At 65.2% G+C, this 13,826-nt stretch carries 9 protein-coding genes; 4 read left to right on the top strand and 5 right to left on the bottom strand.

Translation table 11 applies throughout. From position 1 onward, the window contains the following. Position 1: 1 nt before the first annotated feature. From AC5RV1_RS12805 to AC5RV1_RS12795, 3 genes are all read right to left on the bottom strand, one after another. Positions 2-1,483 (bottom strand): MFS transporter, encoded by a 1,482-nt coding sequence (locus tag AC5RV1_RS12805; protein WP_493994821.1) that lies wholly within the window; start codon positions 1,481-1,483, stop codon positions 2-4. Between the two features lie 71 nt (positions 1,484-1,554). Continuing rightward, entirely contained in the window at positions 1,555-4,185 is a 2,631-nt protein-coding gene (locus AC5RV1_RS12800) for a trehalase-like domain-containing protein (protein ID WP_493948104.1), read from the bottom strand. A gap of 214 nt (positions 4,186-4,399) precedes the next feature. Further along, complete coding sequence (locus AC5RV1_RS12795) at positions 4,400-5,389, bottom strand: LLM class flavin-dependent oxidoreductase (RefSeq protein ID WP_493994820.1); 990 nt, start codon at positions 5,387-5,389, stop codon at positions 4,400-4,402. A gap of 140 nt (positions 5,390-5,529) precedes the next feature. On the opposite strand from AC5RV1_RS12795, the gene AC5RV1_RS12790 reads away from it, so the two are divergent. Continuing rightward, on the top strand, positions 5,530-6,402 hold the full coding sequence (locus AC5RV1_RS12790; protein WP_493948107.1) for an aldo/keto reductase: 873 nt from the start codon (positions 5,530-5,532) through the stop codon (positions 6,400-6,402). Positions 6,403-6,509: 107 nt separating this feature from the next. On the opposite strand, the gene AC5RV1_RS12785 is transcribed toward AC5RV1_RS12790, so the two are convergent. Next, positions 6,510-8,846, bottom strand: a complete 2,337-nt coding sequence (locus AC5RV1_RS12785) for a coiled-coil domain-containing protein (protein ID WP_493994819.1) — start codon at positions 8,844-8,846, stop codon at positions 6,510-6,512. A 325-nt stretch (positions 8,847-9,171) separates the two neighbouring features. Here AC5RV1_RS12785 and AC5RV1_RS12780 point away from each other — a divergent pair, with 325 nt between their 5' ends. The 3 genes from AC5RV1_RS12780 (at position 9,172) to AC5RV1_RS12770 (ending at position 12,073) form a co-directional block, all read left to right on the top strand. Continuing rightward, the gene (locus AC5RV1_RS12780) at positions 9,172-10,155 is read left to right on the top strand and encodes an ABC transporter substrate-binding protein (RefSeq protein WP_493994818.1); all 984 of its coding nucleotides are present in this window, start codon (positions 9,172-9,174) and stop codon (positions 10,153-10,155) included. 188 nt (positions 10,156-10,343) lie between these two features. Further along, a complete protein-coding gene (locus AC5RV1_RS12775) occupies positions 10,344-11,402 on the top strand; it encodes an LLM class flavin-dependent oxidoreductase (RefSeq protein WP_493994817.1) in 1,059 nt (352 codons plus the stop codon). A 74-nt stretch (positions 11,403-11,476) separates the two neighbouring features. Beyond that, positions 11,477-12,073 (top strand): TetR/AcrR family transcriptional regulator, encoded by a 597-nt coding sequence (locus tag AC5RV1_RS12770; RefSeq protein ID WP_493948112.1) that lies wholly within the window; start codon positions 11,477-11,479, stop codon positions 12,071-12,073. A 208-nt stretch (positions 12,074-12,281) separates the two neighbouring features. Here AC5RV1_RS12770 and AC5RV1_RS12765 read toward each other — a convergent pair whose 3' ends face one another. Further along, positions 12,282-13,646, bottom strand: coding sequence for an NtaA/DmoA family FMN-dependent monooxygenase (locus AC5RV1_RS12765; RefSeq protein WP_493994859.1), 1,365 nt, complete (start codon positions 13,644-13,646; stop codon positions 12,282-12,284). Between the last annotated feature and the right edge of the window lie 180 nt (positions 13,647-13,826).

Genomic DNA, 13,826 nt, shown 5'->3' with positions numbered 1-13,826 from the left:
TTTAGCGCTCCTGACCGTCTTCGGCCCCGCTGGCGACCGGCTCGGCTTGGGCGGGCTTCCCCGCGGCCTGCTTTCCCGTGTTCGCCTTGACCGCGGGCATTGACAGCACCGCCGCCACAGTGAGGAGGCCTGCGGCCAGCGCCGCCAGGAAGACGGCCCCTGAAGCGGCGACGACGGCGGGCGCCTCACCGCTGCCTCCTGCCGTGGTTGCGTACACCGAGTTCGCGATGGCGCCAAACACGGCCACGCCGAGGGCGCTGCCAATGGACCGCGCGAACATATTGGTGCTCGTCACGACGCCGCGCTCATTCCATTCCACGCTGGACTGGGCAGCGATAAGGGTCGGGGTGGCCACCAAGCCCAGGCCGAGTCCGACGACGAAGCAGCTGGTGGCAATCAGCGCCACGTTGGGAGTGGCCGAAGTTAGGGCAAGGACCAGAAGGCCTGCCACTGTGACGGCGATTCCGATCAGGGCTGTGGGTTTGAACCCGATCCGCAGGTAGAGCCGCCCCGCCTGCGAGGCGCTGATCGGCCAGCCGAGGGTCAGCGCTGCGAGCGCCAGGCCGGCAATCAACGGCGAGGTGGACAGGGCCCCTTCGAGGAACGTGGGCACATACGAGGTCAGTCCGATCATGACTGCTCCGACGCCGAAGGACACCAACGCAGTGGTACCCAGCAGCCGCCGCGACACCACCCAGGTTGGTAGGACTGGCTCCGCGGCCCGCCGCTCCACCAGGAGGAACAGGACCAGGAGGGCGGCACCCACGGCGAAGACGCCGATACCAACCGGTGAGTTCCATTCCCATGCCTGTCCGCCCTGGAGGGCCCCAAGGATCAGCAGGGTAAGCGAGCCTGCCAGGAGCGCAGCGCCGGCGTAGTCCACGCGGTGCTTGGCGCGCTCGACGTTTTCGTGCAGGGTCCGGAGCAGCATCCACCCTGCCAGCAGGCACAGCGGAACGTTGACCAGGAAGATGCCGCGCCAGATCCCCAGCGAGGAGAAGATGCCGCCCAGGCTGGGACCCACCACTGAGGAGACCGCCCACACACTGGCCAGGTAGCCCTGGACTTTGGCCCGCTCTTCAACTGAGTAGATATCACCGGCGATGGTGATGGACACCGGCAGCACGGCTCCCGCGCCGAGGCCCTGCAGCGCCCGGAAAGCGATGAGGGCGGGCATGCTCCAGGCGATCCCGCAGAGGATTGAACCGAGCAGGAACAAACCGATGCCTGCCAGGATGATCGGCTTGCGGCCAACCATGTCCGAAAGCTTTCCGTAGATGGGCACCGAGACGGCCTGGGCCAGCAGGTACGCAGAAAAGAGCCAGGGGAAGGATTCGAACCCGCCCACGTCGCGAACAATCGAAGGGACTGCGGTGGCAACGATGGTGGAATCAATGGCAACCAGTCCGGTGGACAGCATCAGTGCCATGAGAATGGGGCCCCGCTCTGAACGGAACCCCACTCCTTGGGCTCGCGTAGTCATATGTCTCGTTTCGGTCCCTGTTTGCCTGTTTCCCTGTCAACTCCACTCTAGGGACCGAAGCGGAACCGCGACTACCTTCTGTGTTGGTGCCCGTCGAGGAGCCGGGCACAGCGGATGAAACCCAGGTGCGAGTATGCCTGCGGGTGGTTCCCCAAGTGGGTTTCCGTGCCGGGGTCGTATTCCTCCGGCAGCAGGCCCGTGGGGCCGAAGAGGTTCACCAACTGGTCAAAGAGGTCCCAGGCCTCCTCAATCCTCCCCACCGCGACGTACGCCTCGATCAGCCAGGTGGTGCAGATGTGGAAACCGCCCTCCAAACCCGGCAGGCCGTCGTCGTACCTGTACCGGAAAACGGTGGGTCCCACCCGCAGCTCCCGTTCCACGGCCGTAACGGTATCCAGGAAGCGCTGGTCGGTGACGTCGAGCAGGCCTGAGAGGCCGATGTGCAGGACGGCCGCATCCAGGTCCGGACTGTCGTAAGCCACGGTATAGGAGGATGCGGACTCGTCCCAGCCTTCCGTCAGCACCTCTTCCCGGATGGCTGTGGCCGTGGCTTCCCATGCCGGTTCGGATCTGCGTCCGTGCCGGGCCGCGGTCCGCAGGGCCCGGTCAAGGGTCACCCAGCACATCACCTTGGTGAACACGTGGTGCCGGGGAGCCCGCCGGGCTTCCCAGATGCCGTGGTCCGGTTCCTGCCAGCGGGCCAGCACTGCCGAGGCCATCTGGACCATCAGCTCCCAGTGGCCGTCGCTCAGGGCCGCTTCCCTCTCACTGAGAGCGTGGATCAGTTCCGCGATGGGGCCGAACACGTCCAGCTGGACCTGGTGGTCGGCGGCATTGCCGATCCGGACAGGGCGGGAGCCGGCATAGCCGGGGAGGCTGTCGATGACCGCTTCTGTCGAGAGTGGCGCGCCGGTGACCGAGTAAAGGGGATGCAGCCACTCCGGGCCGGGGGCGTGCTCCAGGATCCGCCCGAGCCAGCCCAGGAAACCCACTGCTTCCTGTGTGGAACCAAGGTCCACCAGCGCGTTGACCGTCATGGAGCCGTCCCGCAGCCAGCAGTACCGGTAGTCCCAGTTGCGGGTGCCGCCGATGCCTTCCGGCAATGATGTGGTGGGCGCAGCCAGCACCGCGCCGGTGGGCTCGTGGACCAGTGCGCGGAGGACCAAGGCGGACCGGCGCACCAGGGATGGCTTGACGCTGGGCAGGTCGAGGCGCTGCACCCAGCTGCGCGAGTGGAGCGCCACGCCGGCCCGCCGCTCGGTTTCGCCGCCGGGGTCCACGGGTTGATGCTCCGTGTCACCGCACCTCAGGTTGAGCACTATTGGACCGTCCTGCAGGTTGACGGCGGCTGTGGCCGTGCCATGCCGGCCATCCGAGGCAATGGCAAACGTCACGCCTGGGGCGAAGAGAACGATGGGGTCGGAGGTTCCCACCACGTGCAGCCCGTCACCGCGCGCCTCCATGCTGAAGGGAGCGTTGGCGTAATCGGGGCGGGGCGCAAAGACGATCCTCGCCGCACCGCTTCCTGAGAGCACGCGGACAAGGCTGGTGATGCCCTCGGGGGCCGGTTCCAGGTAGTCCGTGACCGTAACATCGGCCCAGCGGGTTTCCACAATCATGGTGCTGTCCACGTAACGCTGGCCCAGCACCTGGGAAGCTTTGACGGGCTCAACAGAAAAGTGTCCGGCCGCGTCCCCGCCAAGGATGTGGGCAAAGAGCGATCCGGAGTCAGGCAGAGGATGGCTCATCCAGCAGATCCGGGCGTCGGGGGTGACGAGGGCTGTGGACGATCCGTTCCCGATCATCGAATGCCGTTCAAGCCCCACGGCGTCCTCGCCGAACAGCCACGCCCGCCGGAGTTCGAACAGGATGGCAAGCACGCGGGCAAAGCACTCCGGGTCGCGCAGCCGGTGTGAAGCGCCTGTCTCCCCCGGCCCTACCCGCAGGCCCATGTCCGGCCCCCGCAGTGTGGCGATGGCAAGCTCATCGCTGTAAGCGTCCCCGGCGTAGATGGCAGCACTCGCGCCAAGCCGCGACCGGAGATTTTCCAGCGCCTCGGCCTTGGCCGGTTCCACGACGGAGAGATCCAGGACGGACCCGTCCACGATGAAGAACAGCCCGTGCTCACGGGCAATCTCCCGGGCAGTTTCCGTGACCGCCTCCACCACCTCTGCGGCGGCGGGGCGGGTGTGGATCGAAACGGCCACAGGCTTACGCTCGATCCAGACTCCCTTGTGGAAGCCCACCGCCTCAGTGACTGCTGCACTGACTTTCTGCAGGACCGCTTCCGTGGCCAGGGGCTGGACGTGGGCAAACTCCATATCCGATTCAGCGCCGTGCGAGCCAATGAGGTGCACCTCCGCGGGCAGGCGGGACACGGCCGCCAGGTCACGGAGGGAGCGGCCGGAGATGACGGCGGCATGGGTGTTGGGCAGCGCAGCCAGGGCGCGCAGGGCGATTGCTGCGCTGCCCAGCGGGAGGGTTTCGGTGGAGATCCCCTCGGCATCGCACAGCGTTCCGCCATAATTGCAGGCCACCAGCAGCCCCGGAACCCGGGCGAGGACCTTGAGTTCCGCCATCAGGGTGGGCGTCAGCCCGTCGTCGGCTGCGTCGGACCGGACGAAGGATCGGAGCAGCCCCAACGGAAGGGACCGGGTTAGAAGCGCGGAATCCGCCACGCTCTGGTTCAACGGCATCGCCATTCGTGCACCCCTTAGGCAGGACACACCCGGAAAGGCAGCCGAGGGATGGCCCACGGCTATCGGGTGGTGCCCCTCCCCGGAGTTCCGCAGGGAACTTCGAAGGGGGCATTCCTCATGGTCCGCCCGGCGGGTTTCCCCCAAAAGTCCCCATCATTGCGTATGTGTAAAAGCACTGAGTATGTGGAAAAGTCCGGCGGCGGGCCGCCGCCAGCTGCTACACGCGGGCCAGGCCCGCGACTTCAGCGAGGAGTTCCACGGACCGCAGCCGCGCGGCGGTGCCCGTGCTTTGGTGCGCCACGATGAGTTCGTCGGCGTCGGCGTGCCTGCCGAATTCGTCCAGGTAGTCCATCACTACGTCGGGCGTACCCACCGCAGAGTAGGTCATCATCTGCGAGACGTGCTGGCCCTGCGGTGAGTCGAGGATCATGTCCGCTTCGTCGTCCGTGAACTCGCGGCCGCCGCCGAAGAACAGGGAGACCCTGGCGCGCTTGGTCTCCTGCAGCATGGCCTGCGCCTCAGAGGCAGAGTCGGCGGCAATGACGTTCACGCCCGCGATGACGTGCGGAGCATCCAGCTGTGCCGAGGTCTTGAACTCACGGCGGTAAAGGGCCACCGCATCCTGCAGCGCGTTGGGGGCAAAATGCGAGGCGAACGCGTACGGCAGGCCAAGCTGGGCGGCGAGGCGCGCGCCGAACAGGGACGAGCCCAGGATGTACAGCGGGACGTTGGTGCCCTTGCCCGGCGTTGCTTCCACCCCTTGGATCCGGGTGGGCCCGGTGAGGTAGCCCTGGAGCTCCAGGACGTCCTGCGGGAAGCTGTCGGCGGACATCGGGTCACGGCGCAGCGCGCGCATGGTGTTCTGGTCGCTCCCGGGCGCACGGCCAAGACCCAGGTCGATCCGCCCTGGGTGCAGGGTTTCCAGGGTGCCGAACTGCTCCGCGATGGTCAGCGGCGAGTGGTTGGGCAACATCACGCCGCCGGCGCCGAGCCGGATGCTTTCGGTGTGTGCGGCAACGTGGGCGATCAGGACGCTGGTGGCGGAGGAGGCGATGGAGGACATGTTGTGGTGCTCGGCGTACCAGACCCGCCTGTAGCCAAGCTTCTCGGCGCTCTGCGCCATGGCAACGCTGCCCGCCAAACTCTCTGCCGCCGTCTGGCCCTTACCGATGGTTGCCAGGTCAAGGATGGAGAGGGGAAGTGCCACGGTGGGAGCCGACCTTTCAAAACGTTTCGCAGGGATGTGCCGGCCGGGTCGCGGCGGCACTTAGTGCATAACGACGGCGGCGGCCGGCTTATTTCTGTGACGTTCGGAATACTCAGCAGGCTGATGAGGTTGCCGCCCCTATGAGCCTAGAGACAACGAAACAGTTGGAACTGTCCGCAACGATTGACCTGAAGGACCTCGGGACCGTGCACCGGCTCGGCTTCGGTGCCATGCGCATCGTGGGCGACGGCGTCTGGGGCGAACCCGCTGACCGCCGCACCGCCATGGACGTGGTGCGCCGCGCCGTTGAACTCGGTGTGGACTTCATCGATACCGCAGACTCTTACGGGCCGAACATCAGCGAGGAAATCCTGGCCGAGGCACTGCACCCGTACAAGGAAGGGCTGAAGATCGCCACGAAAGTGGGCTTCACGCGGACTGGCCCCGGCAAGTGGATTCCCGTTGGCCGGCCGGAATACCTGCGCCAGCAGACCGAGCTGAGCCTGCGAAAGCTTAAGGTGGACACCCTGGACCTGCTGCAGCTGCACCGGATCGATCCGAAGGTGGATGCTGAAGAGCAGTTTGGCGTGCTCCGCGAACTCCAGGACGAGGGCAAAGTCCGGGCGCTGGGCCTCTCGCAGGTGAGCGTGGAGGAACTGGAAGCGGCCGGCAAGCACTTCACCGTTTCCACTGTCCAGAACCGCTACAACCTGACGGACCGGAGCTCCGAGGATGTGCTGCGGTACTCCGAGGAGAACGGGATCGGCTTTATCCCCTGGGCGCCTATCTCGGCGGGCGAGCTTGCGCAGCCGGGCGGGCCGCTGGACGAGGCCGCGAAGCGGCTGGATGCCACCACCTCGCAGGTGGCACTGGCCTGGCTGCTGCGCCGCTCCCCCGTGATGATGCCCATCCCCGGTACTGGCTCCGTGAAGCACCTTGAGGAGAACATGGCCGCTGCGGGCATCACGCTCGACGCCGATACCTACGCGGAGCTCGAAGCCCCAGGCCAGTAACTTCGGAGGGGAGCTGTCCCACCCGCTGATTCTGACAAAGAAGTGGCCCGGTCTCGCTGACCGGGCCACTTCCTCTTGGGACATCCTTGGGTGCCGTCGCCTAGTGGCTAGACCGCGCAGCCCCCGTTCGCGATGGTGGGATCGATCGCCGAAATCTGCTTCTGGACATCCGCAAGCTTCGACTGAAGATCGGCTACCACGTCCCTTTGTAGCTTGATGCCGTCATTGTTCTGCTTCTTCTGCGCCTGAAGATCCGCCAGTTTCTTTTGGGCGGCTACGAGCTGCGGATCGAGGCTCGTCAGCTGCAACTGAAGTGCGGCGAGTTTTGATTCAACCTCGCTGATCTGACCATTCAAGCTGTTGAGCTGGTCCAGCAGCGGCTTCACCCGTGCATGCAGGGCAAGAACAGCAGCTTCTTTGTCGGCGATCTGCTCGTTGAGTGCCGTGATCTTGGATACCAGGCCATCTCCGAGCCGGTTTAGCTCCTCAACATCCGTCGTCGTGTCCGTGACTGCCTGGTTGGCCGCGTCCAAGGTTGCCTGCAGTCCCTCGCGCTCGTCCTGCAGGGTGGAGATCTCCGACGTCTTGGTTTCGGCCGCCCTGTTAGCTGCAGCCAGCGCATCCTGCGCCTGGGTCAACGCCTGCGTCTTGGACTCCAAAACCGCTTTCTGGTCCGCGATGTCCTGCTGGGCCTTCTCGACGTTTTCTGTCAGGTTCGACAAGGTTGCGTTGAGGTCTGCCACCACTTTCTCCTGGGCAGCGACGGCATCGGTTGCCGCAGTCGCAGCCTGTTCCAGTGCCGGGAGTTGGCCCTGCAGGGCGCTCAGCTCGGTCTGCTTGGAGGTAACCGCGGCGTTGGCCTGATTCACTCCAGCTTGGAGCGCGGGCACCTGGGCATTAAGTGCTGCGATGTCCTCTTGCTTGGTTGATACGGCGAGGTTGGCGGCATCGAGCGAAGCTTGGAAGGGCTGAACATTCTTCTGCAACGCGCTGCTTTCCTGCTGCTTTGTGAGCAACTGAGCGTTAAGGGTAGTCACCTGTGTCTGGAGTGCAGCCAGGTTGCCCTGGAGACCTGAAATGATCGTGTTCTTGTCCGCGATCTCGCTGTTCACTGACGTCAACTGGGCCTTGGCCGCGTCGCGCTGTGCTTCCAACTGACGCTTTGCGATGGAGTTGCCGTTGATCGCATCGATCTGCTTGGTCAGGTCAGCGATCTGCTTTATCAGGGCCTCCTTTTTCGCAGTCAGGGTGGCCAGCACGCTCTGGGCGGTCGCCAACTGCGCCTGCTTCGTTGAAATCTCACTGTTCAGCGCCGAAATCTGTCCCTGCAGGGCGATGAGGTCAGCCTTGACCGCAGTGATCTTGGCGGCGTTGTCGCTGACGGCTTTCGCTGCCGTCGCCGCAGTGGCCTGGAGGGCTTCCAAAGCTGTCTGGGCTGTCGTAATCGCGTCATTCTTGGCGTCGAGGGCTGCCTTGGCCGCTGAGGCCGCCGACTGCAGGGCCGTGAGCTGAGCCTGGGCAGCGGTAATCTGGTCCTTCTTCGTCGTGACGGCGGCGTCGGCGGCGGCGGCATCGCGCTGCATCCCGGCCAGCGTCTCCTTCGCGGCGTCGACCTCGGCCTGCTGGGCCTGCAACTCTGCTGCGGCGGCAGTTCCAGTCGCCTCAAGCGCTTGCAGCTGGGCGTCGGCATCATTGACTGCCTGCTGGGCGGCGGCCACGTCGTCGGCCGCCTGCGCTGCCGCGATATTCAGCGCGGCAAGGTCGGCCGTGGCTTGCTGAATTACAACGACCTTGGCCGCAACAGCGGAGGCGGCATCGGACGCTGCCTCCTGCAGCTCGTCAAGCTGCGTCCTGGCGGCGTCAAGGGACTTAGTGTTCGCGGCCTGCTCTGCCTTAAGGTCAGCGAGCGTAATTTTGAGGTTCGCAGATTCGGACTCTGCTGTTGCCAGTTCGTCCTGCAGTGGCGCCAGCTCGCTTGCCACCTTTGCCTGCTGGCCCTGCAGGTCGGCGAGGTCAGCCGTGGCAGCCTTCACGGCAGCCGTTGTGTTCTCCTGCTCAGAGGTCAGCTTGTCCACCTCGGCCTGCGCCGCGGATTCCTGACCGACGAGCTGCTTCTCCTGGTCTGAAAGGTTGGCCAATTCCTTCTCTGCTGCCGCAACCTGAGTCGTGAGCGAGTCTGCAGAGGATTGGAGCTCCGCCCTGTCCGCCTGCAGCACAGCGATCGCGTCCGCATTCTTCTTGGCCGCGTTCTTCAGCAGGTTCTCCTGCACGGCACCCCGGTGCGCCAACTGGTTCACCACGCCATTGCACATACCTGTTACGGACGTTGTTCCTGCTGCAACCGCCGGCTGGACCAGCACAAGGCTGGTGGTGAGCAGTCCTGGCAGCACAACAGCTGCGGCCAGACGGCGGGAAAGGGCAGACTTTGACGCTGCAGTGCGCATGTGAACTCCTGTTGAGACCAATAAGCGGCCCACCCGGGCCGCTGCCTGGACCAACCGTACGGGCGGGCGGAGGACGGGCACACGCGTAATGCCCCACCTGTCTTTGGCCTTTAAGTACTCGTCTTCTGATGCCGCCCCCGACTGGCACCACTTGGTTTCGGTTCAGCACTCGCTCCGAATGTGACCGCCGCGGTCCTCCCGTGACCTGCCGTTACTCCCCGTATCTCCGGGTTTCAGCGCCTTTGATTCCCCTGCTCGGGCTGCCGGATAGTTGCTGCAACGAGCACACTCCGATGCATCCGCTACCCACCTCCAAGGAGGACAAATGACCATTTTCAAGGCGAAACCGACTGCTGCCGCCGCCCTCACCATCACCGCGCTGCTGGGGCTGGCAGCGTGCTCCGACCCGGGCGCGACGGCGGCGACAGCACCGACGTCGGGATCCTCCACCACGGCGGCCGGCAAGACCTTCAATCTGTCCCCTGAGCAGGACCGTTTCAAGGTTTCCCTCGACTCCGAAGCCGCCGCACTTGTTCCCGACGTCATCAAAGCCGACGGCAAGCTCACGGTTGTCAGCACTGGCGGCACGGCCCCGCTCAGCACCTTCGCCACGGACAACAAGACCCTGATCGGCAGCGAGGTGGACATCGCTTATGCGGTGGGGGAGACGCTCGGCCTGGAGGTCGAGGTCCTTCCCGTGGCTTGGGCCGACTGGCCCCTGGGCATTGAGTCCGCGAAGTACGAAGCCGTGCTGTCCAACGTGACTGTCACCGAAGCCCGCAAGGAAAAGTTCGACTTCGCCACCTACCGGAACGACCTCCTGGGCTTCTACGCGAAAAGCGATTCGGACATCGGCGAGATCAAGGAGGCCAAGGATGTTGCGGGCAAGCGCGTCATCGTTGGCTCCGGCACCAACCAGGAAGCCATCCTGGTGCGCTGGGACGAGGAGAACAAGAAGAACGGCTTGAAGCCGGTCGAGTTCCAGTATTACGACGACGACTCCGCCTCCACGCTGGCCCTGCAGTCCGGCCGCGCGGACCTGACGTTCGGCCCCAATGCCGGGTCTGCCTACAAGGCCGCGCTGGACGGGAAGAGCAAGCAGGTTGGCACCCTCAACGGCGGGTGGCCGCTGACCGCGCAAATCGCCTTCACCACCAAGAAGGACAACGGCCTGGCGGTAGCAGCACAGGCCGCACTCAATGAGCTGATTGAAAACGGCACGTACGCCAAGATCCTGGACCGCTGGGGCCTCTCATCAGAGGCCATCCAGAAGTCCGAATTGAACCCGGCAGGCCTGCCCAAAAAGTAGGGAAGCCTGCCGACGAATGGATCCCCGCCTCGCTTCAGCAAGGCGGGGATCCTTCACGTTTTGGCGCGTCGCGAGGAGCCACCAGCCGGGCTGGCCGCCGGGCTGGCCCCGACCCTCATCGCCCGAAGACCAGTCACGTCAGGCCTCATATTCTGAGAAGGAGCCGCCCCCGATGCTGAAGGAGCCCCATGCCCCACCCCACACATCCCTTGCGCAAGCTTGGATTCCTCACTATTGGCCTGTTCGATCCGGCAGATCCCGCCTCGGGCCACGAATCTACTTTGCAGATCATCGAACGTGGCGAGCGGCTTGGATTCGACAGCGCCTGGCTGCGCCACCGCCACCTGCAGTTCGGAATCTCCTCCCCCATTGCGGTGATGGCCGCCGCCAGCCAGCGCACCTCCCGGATTGAGCTTGGAACCGCTGTGACACCGCTGGGCTGGGAAAACCCATTGCGCCTGGCCGAAGACCTGGCCACCGTGGATCTGCTCGCCGGGGGACGCATCAATCCGGGGCTGAGCGTGGGCGAACCGATGCACTACGACACGGTGAAGCACGAGCTGTACCCGGACACCTCAGAGCTTGAGGACTTCAGCTACGCCCGCGTGGACCGGCTTGCACGCCTGATCGCAGGGGAAAGGGTGCGGGACTTTTCGGGCAGGCAGGGTGTGGTCGAGGAATTCTCCAATCGCGTCGAGCCGCACTCGCCGGGCCTGCGGACTCGCCTTTGGTACGGGGCAGGCAGCAGGAAGTCGGCCGTCTGGGCCGGGGCGAACGGTTTCAATCTGCTCTCCAGCAGTGTGATCTTCCCCGAAGCGGATCAGGAACCGGACTTTGCCCGCGTTCAGCAATCGCAGATTCGTGCCTTCCGTGAGGCCGCCGCAACGTCAGCCCAGGTACATGGACCGGCCCGGGTGTCGCAGGGCCTGGTGGTCATCCCCACCGATTCGGCGTCACCGCTACAGCGGGAGAAGTACCAGCGGTACGTCGATGAACGCACTCCCCGCACACGGGCGCCGCAGGGGCCAAAAGGCATGATGTTCGCCCCGGACCTCATCGGCACCAGCGATGAAATTGCCGAGCAGCTGTACGCACACGCAGGATTCCAGGAAGTGGATGAGGTGGCCTTCGCACTCCCCTTTAGCTTTGACCTCGAGGACTACCTCCAGATCCTCACCGACATCGCCGGCAAATTGGGCCCCGCCCTGGGATGGGCCCCGGCGGGGGTTGGGCAAGACTCACCGTAACCGCCAAGACCTAATCCACCCTTCCACCCGCCCTGAAAGTGCACGCCGGGCAGGTTTGGCCATAGTCTGGCCAGATGGGGACGAATACCGTGAACTCCGGCGAACAGGTCGACAGGCAGTCGCGCATCCTCGAGGCGGCACTCGATCTGCTGTCCCGCCACGGTATCTCAGGGGTGAGTATGCGCGCTGTTGCCCGCGAAGCCGGCGTTGCGCTGGGGCTGGTGAACTATTACTACGACGACAAGGCCAGCCTGATCCGGGCGGCCCTGCACCGGGTAGACGAGCACGACCTTGCACTCGTGGCACCAGACCCCTCGTCGGCCCCGGACGAACAGTTGCGCAAGGCCCTGCGGCGGGTTGCGGGCGCCGAACTGCTGACCACACGGTACCTGTCCCTGCGCCTGCACCTTTGGGCCCTCGCGCAAGCCGATGAGGACTATGCGGAGATCAATGCCGCAGCTTTTGACCGTTACCTCGACGGGCTCGCTTCACTGGTCTCCAACGCCGTCCCCGGGCTCCCGTGGGAGCACTGCCGGGAACGGGCAGCCGACATTGTCGTCGTACAAAACGGCATGTGGCTCACGGCGCTTCTTGGCATAGACAAGGCAGCCATCCAGAGAAGTATTGCCCGCACCGAGCAGATCGCGTTCGCCCCGCCGCGGGACCAATAGCCGCAGCCAGGGCGCAGGGCTTCCGCAGCACATCCGTCGTCGGGCCCCGCACTGGCGGCGGCGCCGGCAGAAGCGTAAGTGCCGGCGTTAAAAGTACCTTAGAGCTGCAGCTCCCATACTGTCAGCTGCAGCCTGACGCTGCCCAGGGAAGGGTCGACGACGGCAGTCTCCGTGCCGTCGTCGGCCCTTTCCCCGTAGCCGGCCGCGCTCATGATGCGCGGACCGCCTCATCAGCACGCACCGGCGTCGGCAGCCCAAGGTTTTCGCGCAGGGTGCTGCCCGGGTAGTCCGTGGGGTAGACGCCGCGTTCCTGCAGCTCCGGCACCAGGTGGTTCACAATGTCGTCCAGGCCACTGGGGATCAGCCACGGGGAGATGTTGAAGCCATCCACCGCGCCAACCCGCGCGTACTCAGCCAGCTGGCTGGCGACTCCCGAGTAGGAACCCGTGAAGGTGGCGTCCACCCGTGCTGTCCGGGAGGTGACGAACTGGCGGATGGAGAGGCCCTTGTCCTTGGCCTCCGCCCGCCACTGGTCCGCCAGCTGCCTGGCTTTGGCTCCGTGGAAGCCGCTGCCGCGGGTCTCGGAGGTTTCCTCCACCACGGGATCAATCTCCGGAAGGGGCCCGTCGGGATCATATTCGGAGAGCTCACGGCCCCAGAACTGCTCCAGGTACGCCACCGCCTGCTGCGGACCGATCTGCAGGCCGCGGACCCATTCCTTCTTCTCCACCGCTTCTTCGGCGGTGGGCGCCAGGATGAACTCGCTGGCCGGCATGATCTGCACGGCGTTCGCGCCACGTCCCGCTTTCAGGGACCGTTCCACGAGGTCCTTGCGGAACTCGACTGCGTCGTCGAACTTGGGATGGGCCGAGAAGATGACGTCCGCCTGGCGGGCGGCAAAGTCCCGGCCTTCCGGAGAGTCACCCGCCTGGAACAGCACGGGCCGGTACTGTGCACTTCGAGGCAACCGCGGCGTCACGTCCACTGTGTAGTGCTGCCCTTCATGGAATACCCGGCGCGCCGGTCCTTCCGCGGTCTCCCAGGAATCCCAGATGCGCTTGGCGGTCTGCACGAAGGCTTCCGCATGCTTGTAGCGGTCGGCGTGGTCCAGGTATCCCCCGCGCCGGAAGTTGGCACCGGTCCAGGCGTTGTCCGTGGTCACAATGTTCCACGCGGCCCGGCCACCGGAGATCAGGTCGAGGGACGAGAGCCGGTGGGCCAGGTCCGCGGGGTCGTTGTACGTGGTGTTCTGGGTGGCCACCAGCCCGATGTTCTTGGTGACGGAGGCAAGGGCGGCGAGCATGGTCTGCGCATCCGGCCTGCCCACCACGTCCAGGGCGTGCGGCCTGCCGAGGTGTTCCCGCAGGCGAAGGCCTTCGCCCAGGAAGAACGCGGCGAACAGCCCGCGCTCGGCCGTCTGGGCAATCCTGCGGAAAGACTCGAAGTCGGTCTGTGAGCCCGACTCGGCCGCCTTCCAGATGGTGCCGGAATTGACGCCTTGGAAAAAGACGCCGAACTGCAGCTTGCCTGTAGGCGTAAAAACTTCGGCTGGAGCACCGCTGTGCTGTGTCATGGTCTTCCCCTTAGTTTCCGGCAGCAGTGGCCGGGGATGGATCTGGGTAGCGGCTGGCCGGGCGCGGGAGCCCGAGCAGGTCGCGGCCAGGAGCACCACCTCCGGTGAGGCGTAGGTGGCCACTGCTGCCGCAATTTCGTCCAGCTCCGCAAGGGTCTTTGGCAGCTGCAGCAGGACCGT

Source organism: Arthrobacter sp. Hb9-2, from assembly GCF_059091165.1.
This window is presented reverse-complemented; position numbering and strand designations above follow the sequence as displayed.

Coding starts and splice junctions, on each gene's coding strand:
- AC5RV1_RS12805 (WP_493994821.1), bottom strand. CDS start 1,483: ATGACTACGCGAGCCCAAGGAGTGGGGTTCCGTTCAGAGCGGGGCCCC.
- AC5RV1_RS12800 (WP_493948104.1), bottom strand. CDS start 4,185: ATGGCGATGCCGTTGAACCAGAGCGTGGCGGATTCCGCGCTTCTAACC.
- AC5RV1_RS12790 (WP_493948107.1), top strand. CDS start 5,530: ATGAGCCTAGAGACAACGAAACAGTTGGAACTGTCCGCAACGATTGAC.
- AC5RV1_RS12785 (WP_493994819.1), bottom strand. CDS start 8,846: ATGCGCACTGCAGCGTCAAAGTCTGCCCTTTCCCGCCGTCTGGCCGCA.
- AC5RV1_RS12780 (WP_493994818.1), top strand. CDS start 9,172: ATGACCATTTTCAAGGCGAAACCGACTGCTGCCGCCGCCCTCACCATC.
- AC5RV1_RS12775 (WP_493994817.1), top strand. CDS start 10,344: ATGCCCCACCCCACACATCCCTTGCGCAAGCTTGGATTCCTCACTATT.
- AC5RV1_RS12770 (WP_493948112.1), top strand. CDS start 11,477: ATGGGGACGAATACCGTGAACTCCGGCGAACAGGTCGACAGGCAGTCG.
- AC5RV1_RS12765 (WP_493994859.1), bottom strand. CDS start 13,646: ATGACACAGCACAGCGGTGCTCCAGCCGAAGTTTTTACGCCTACAGGC.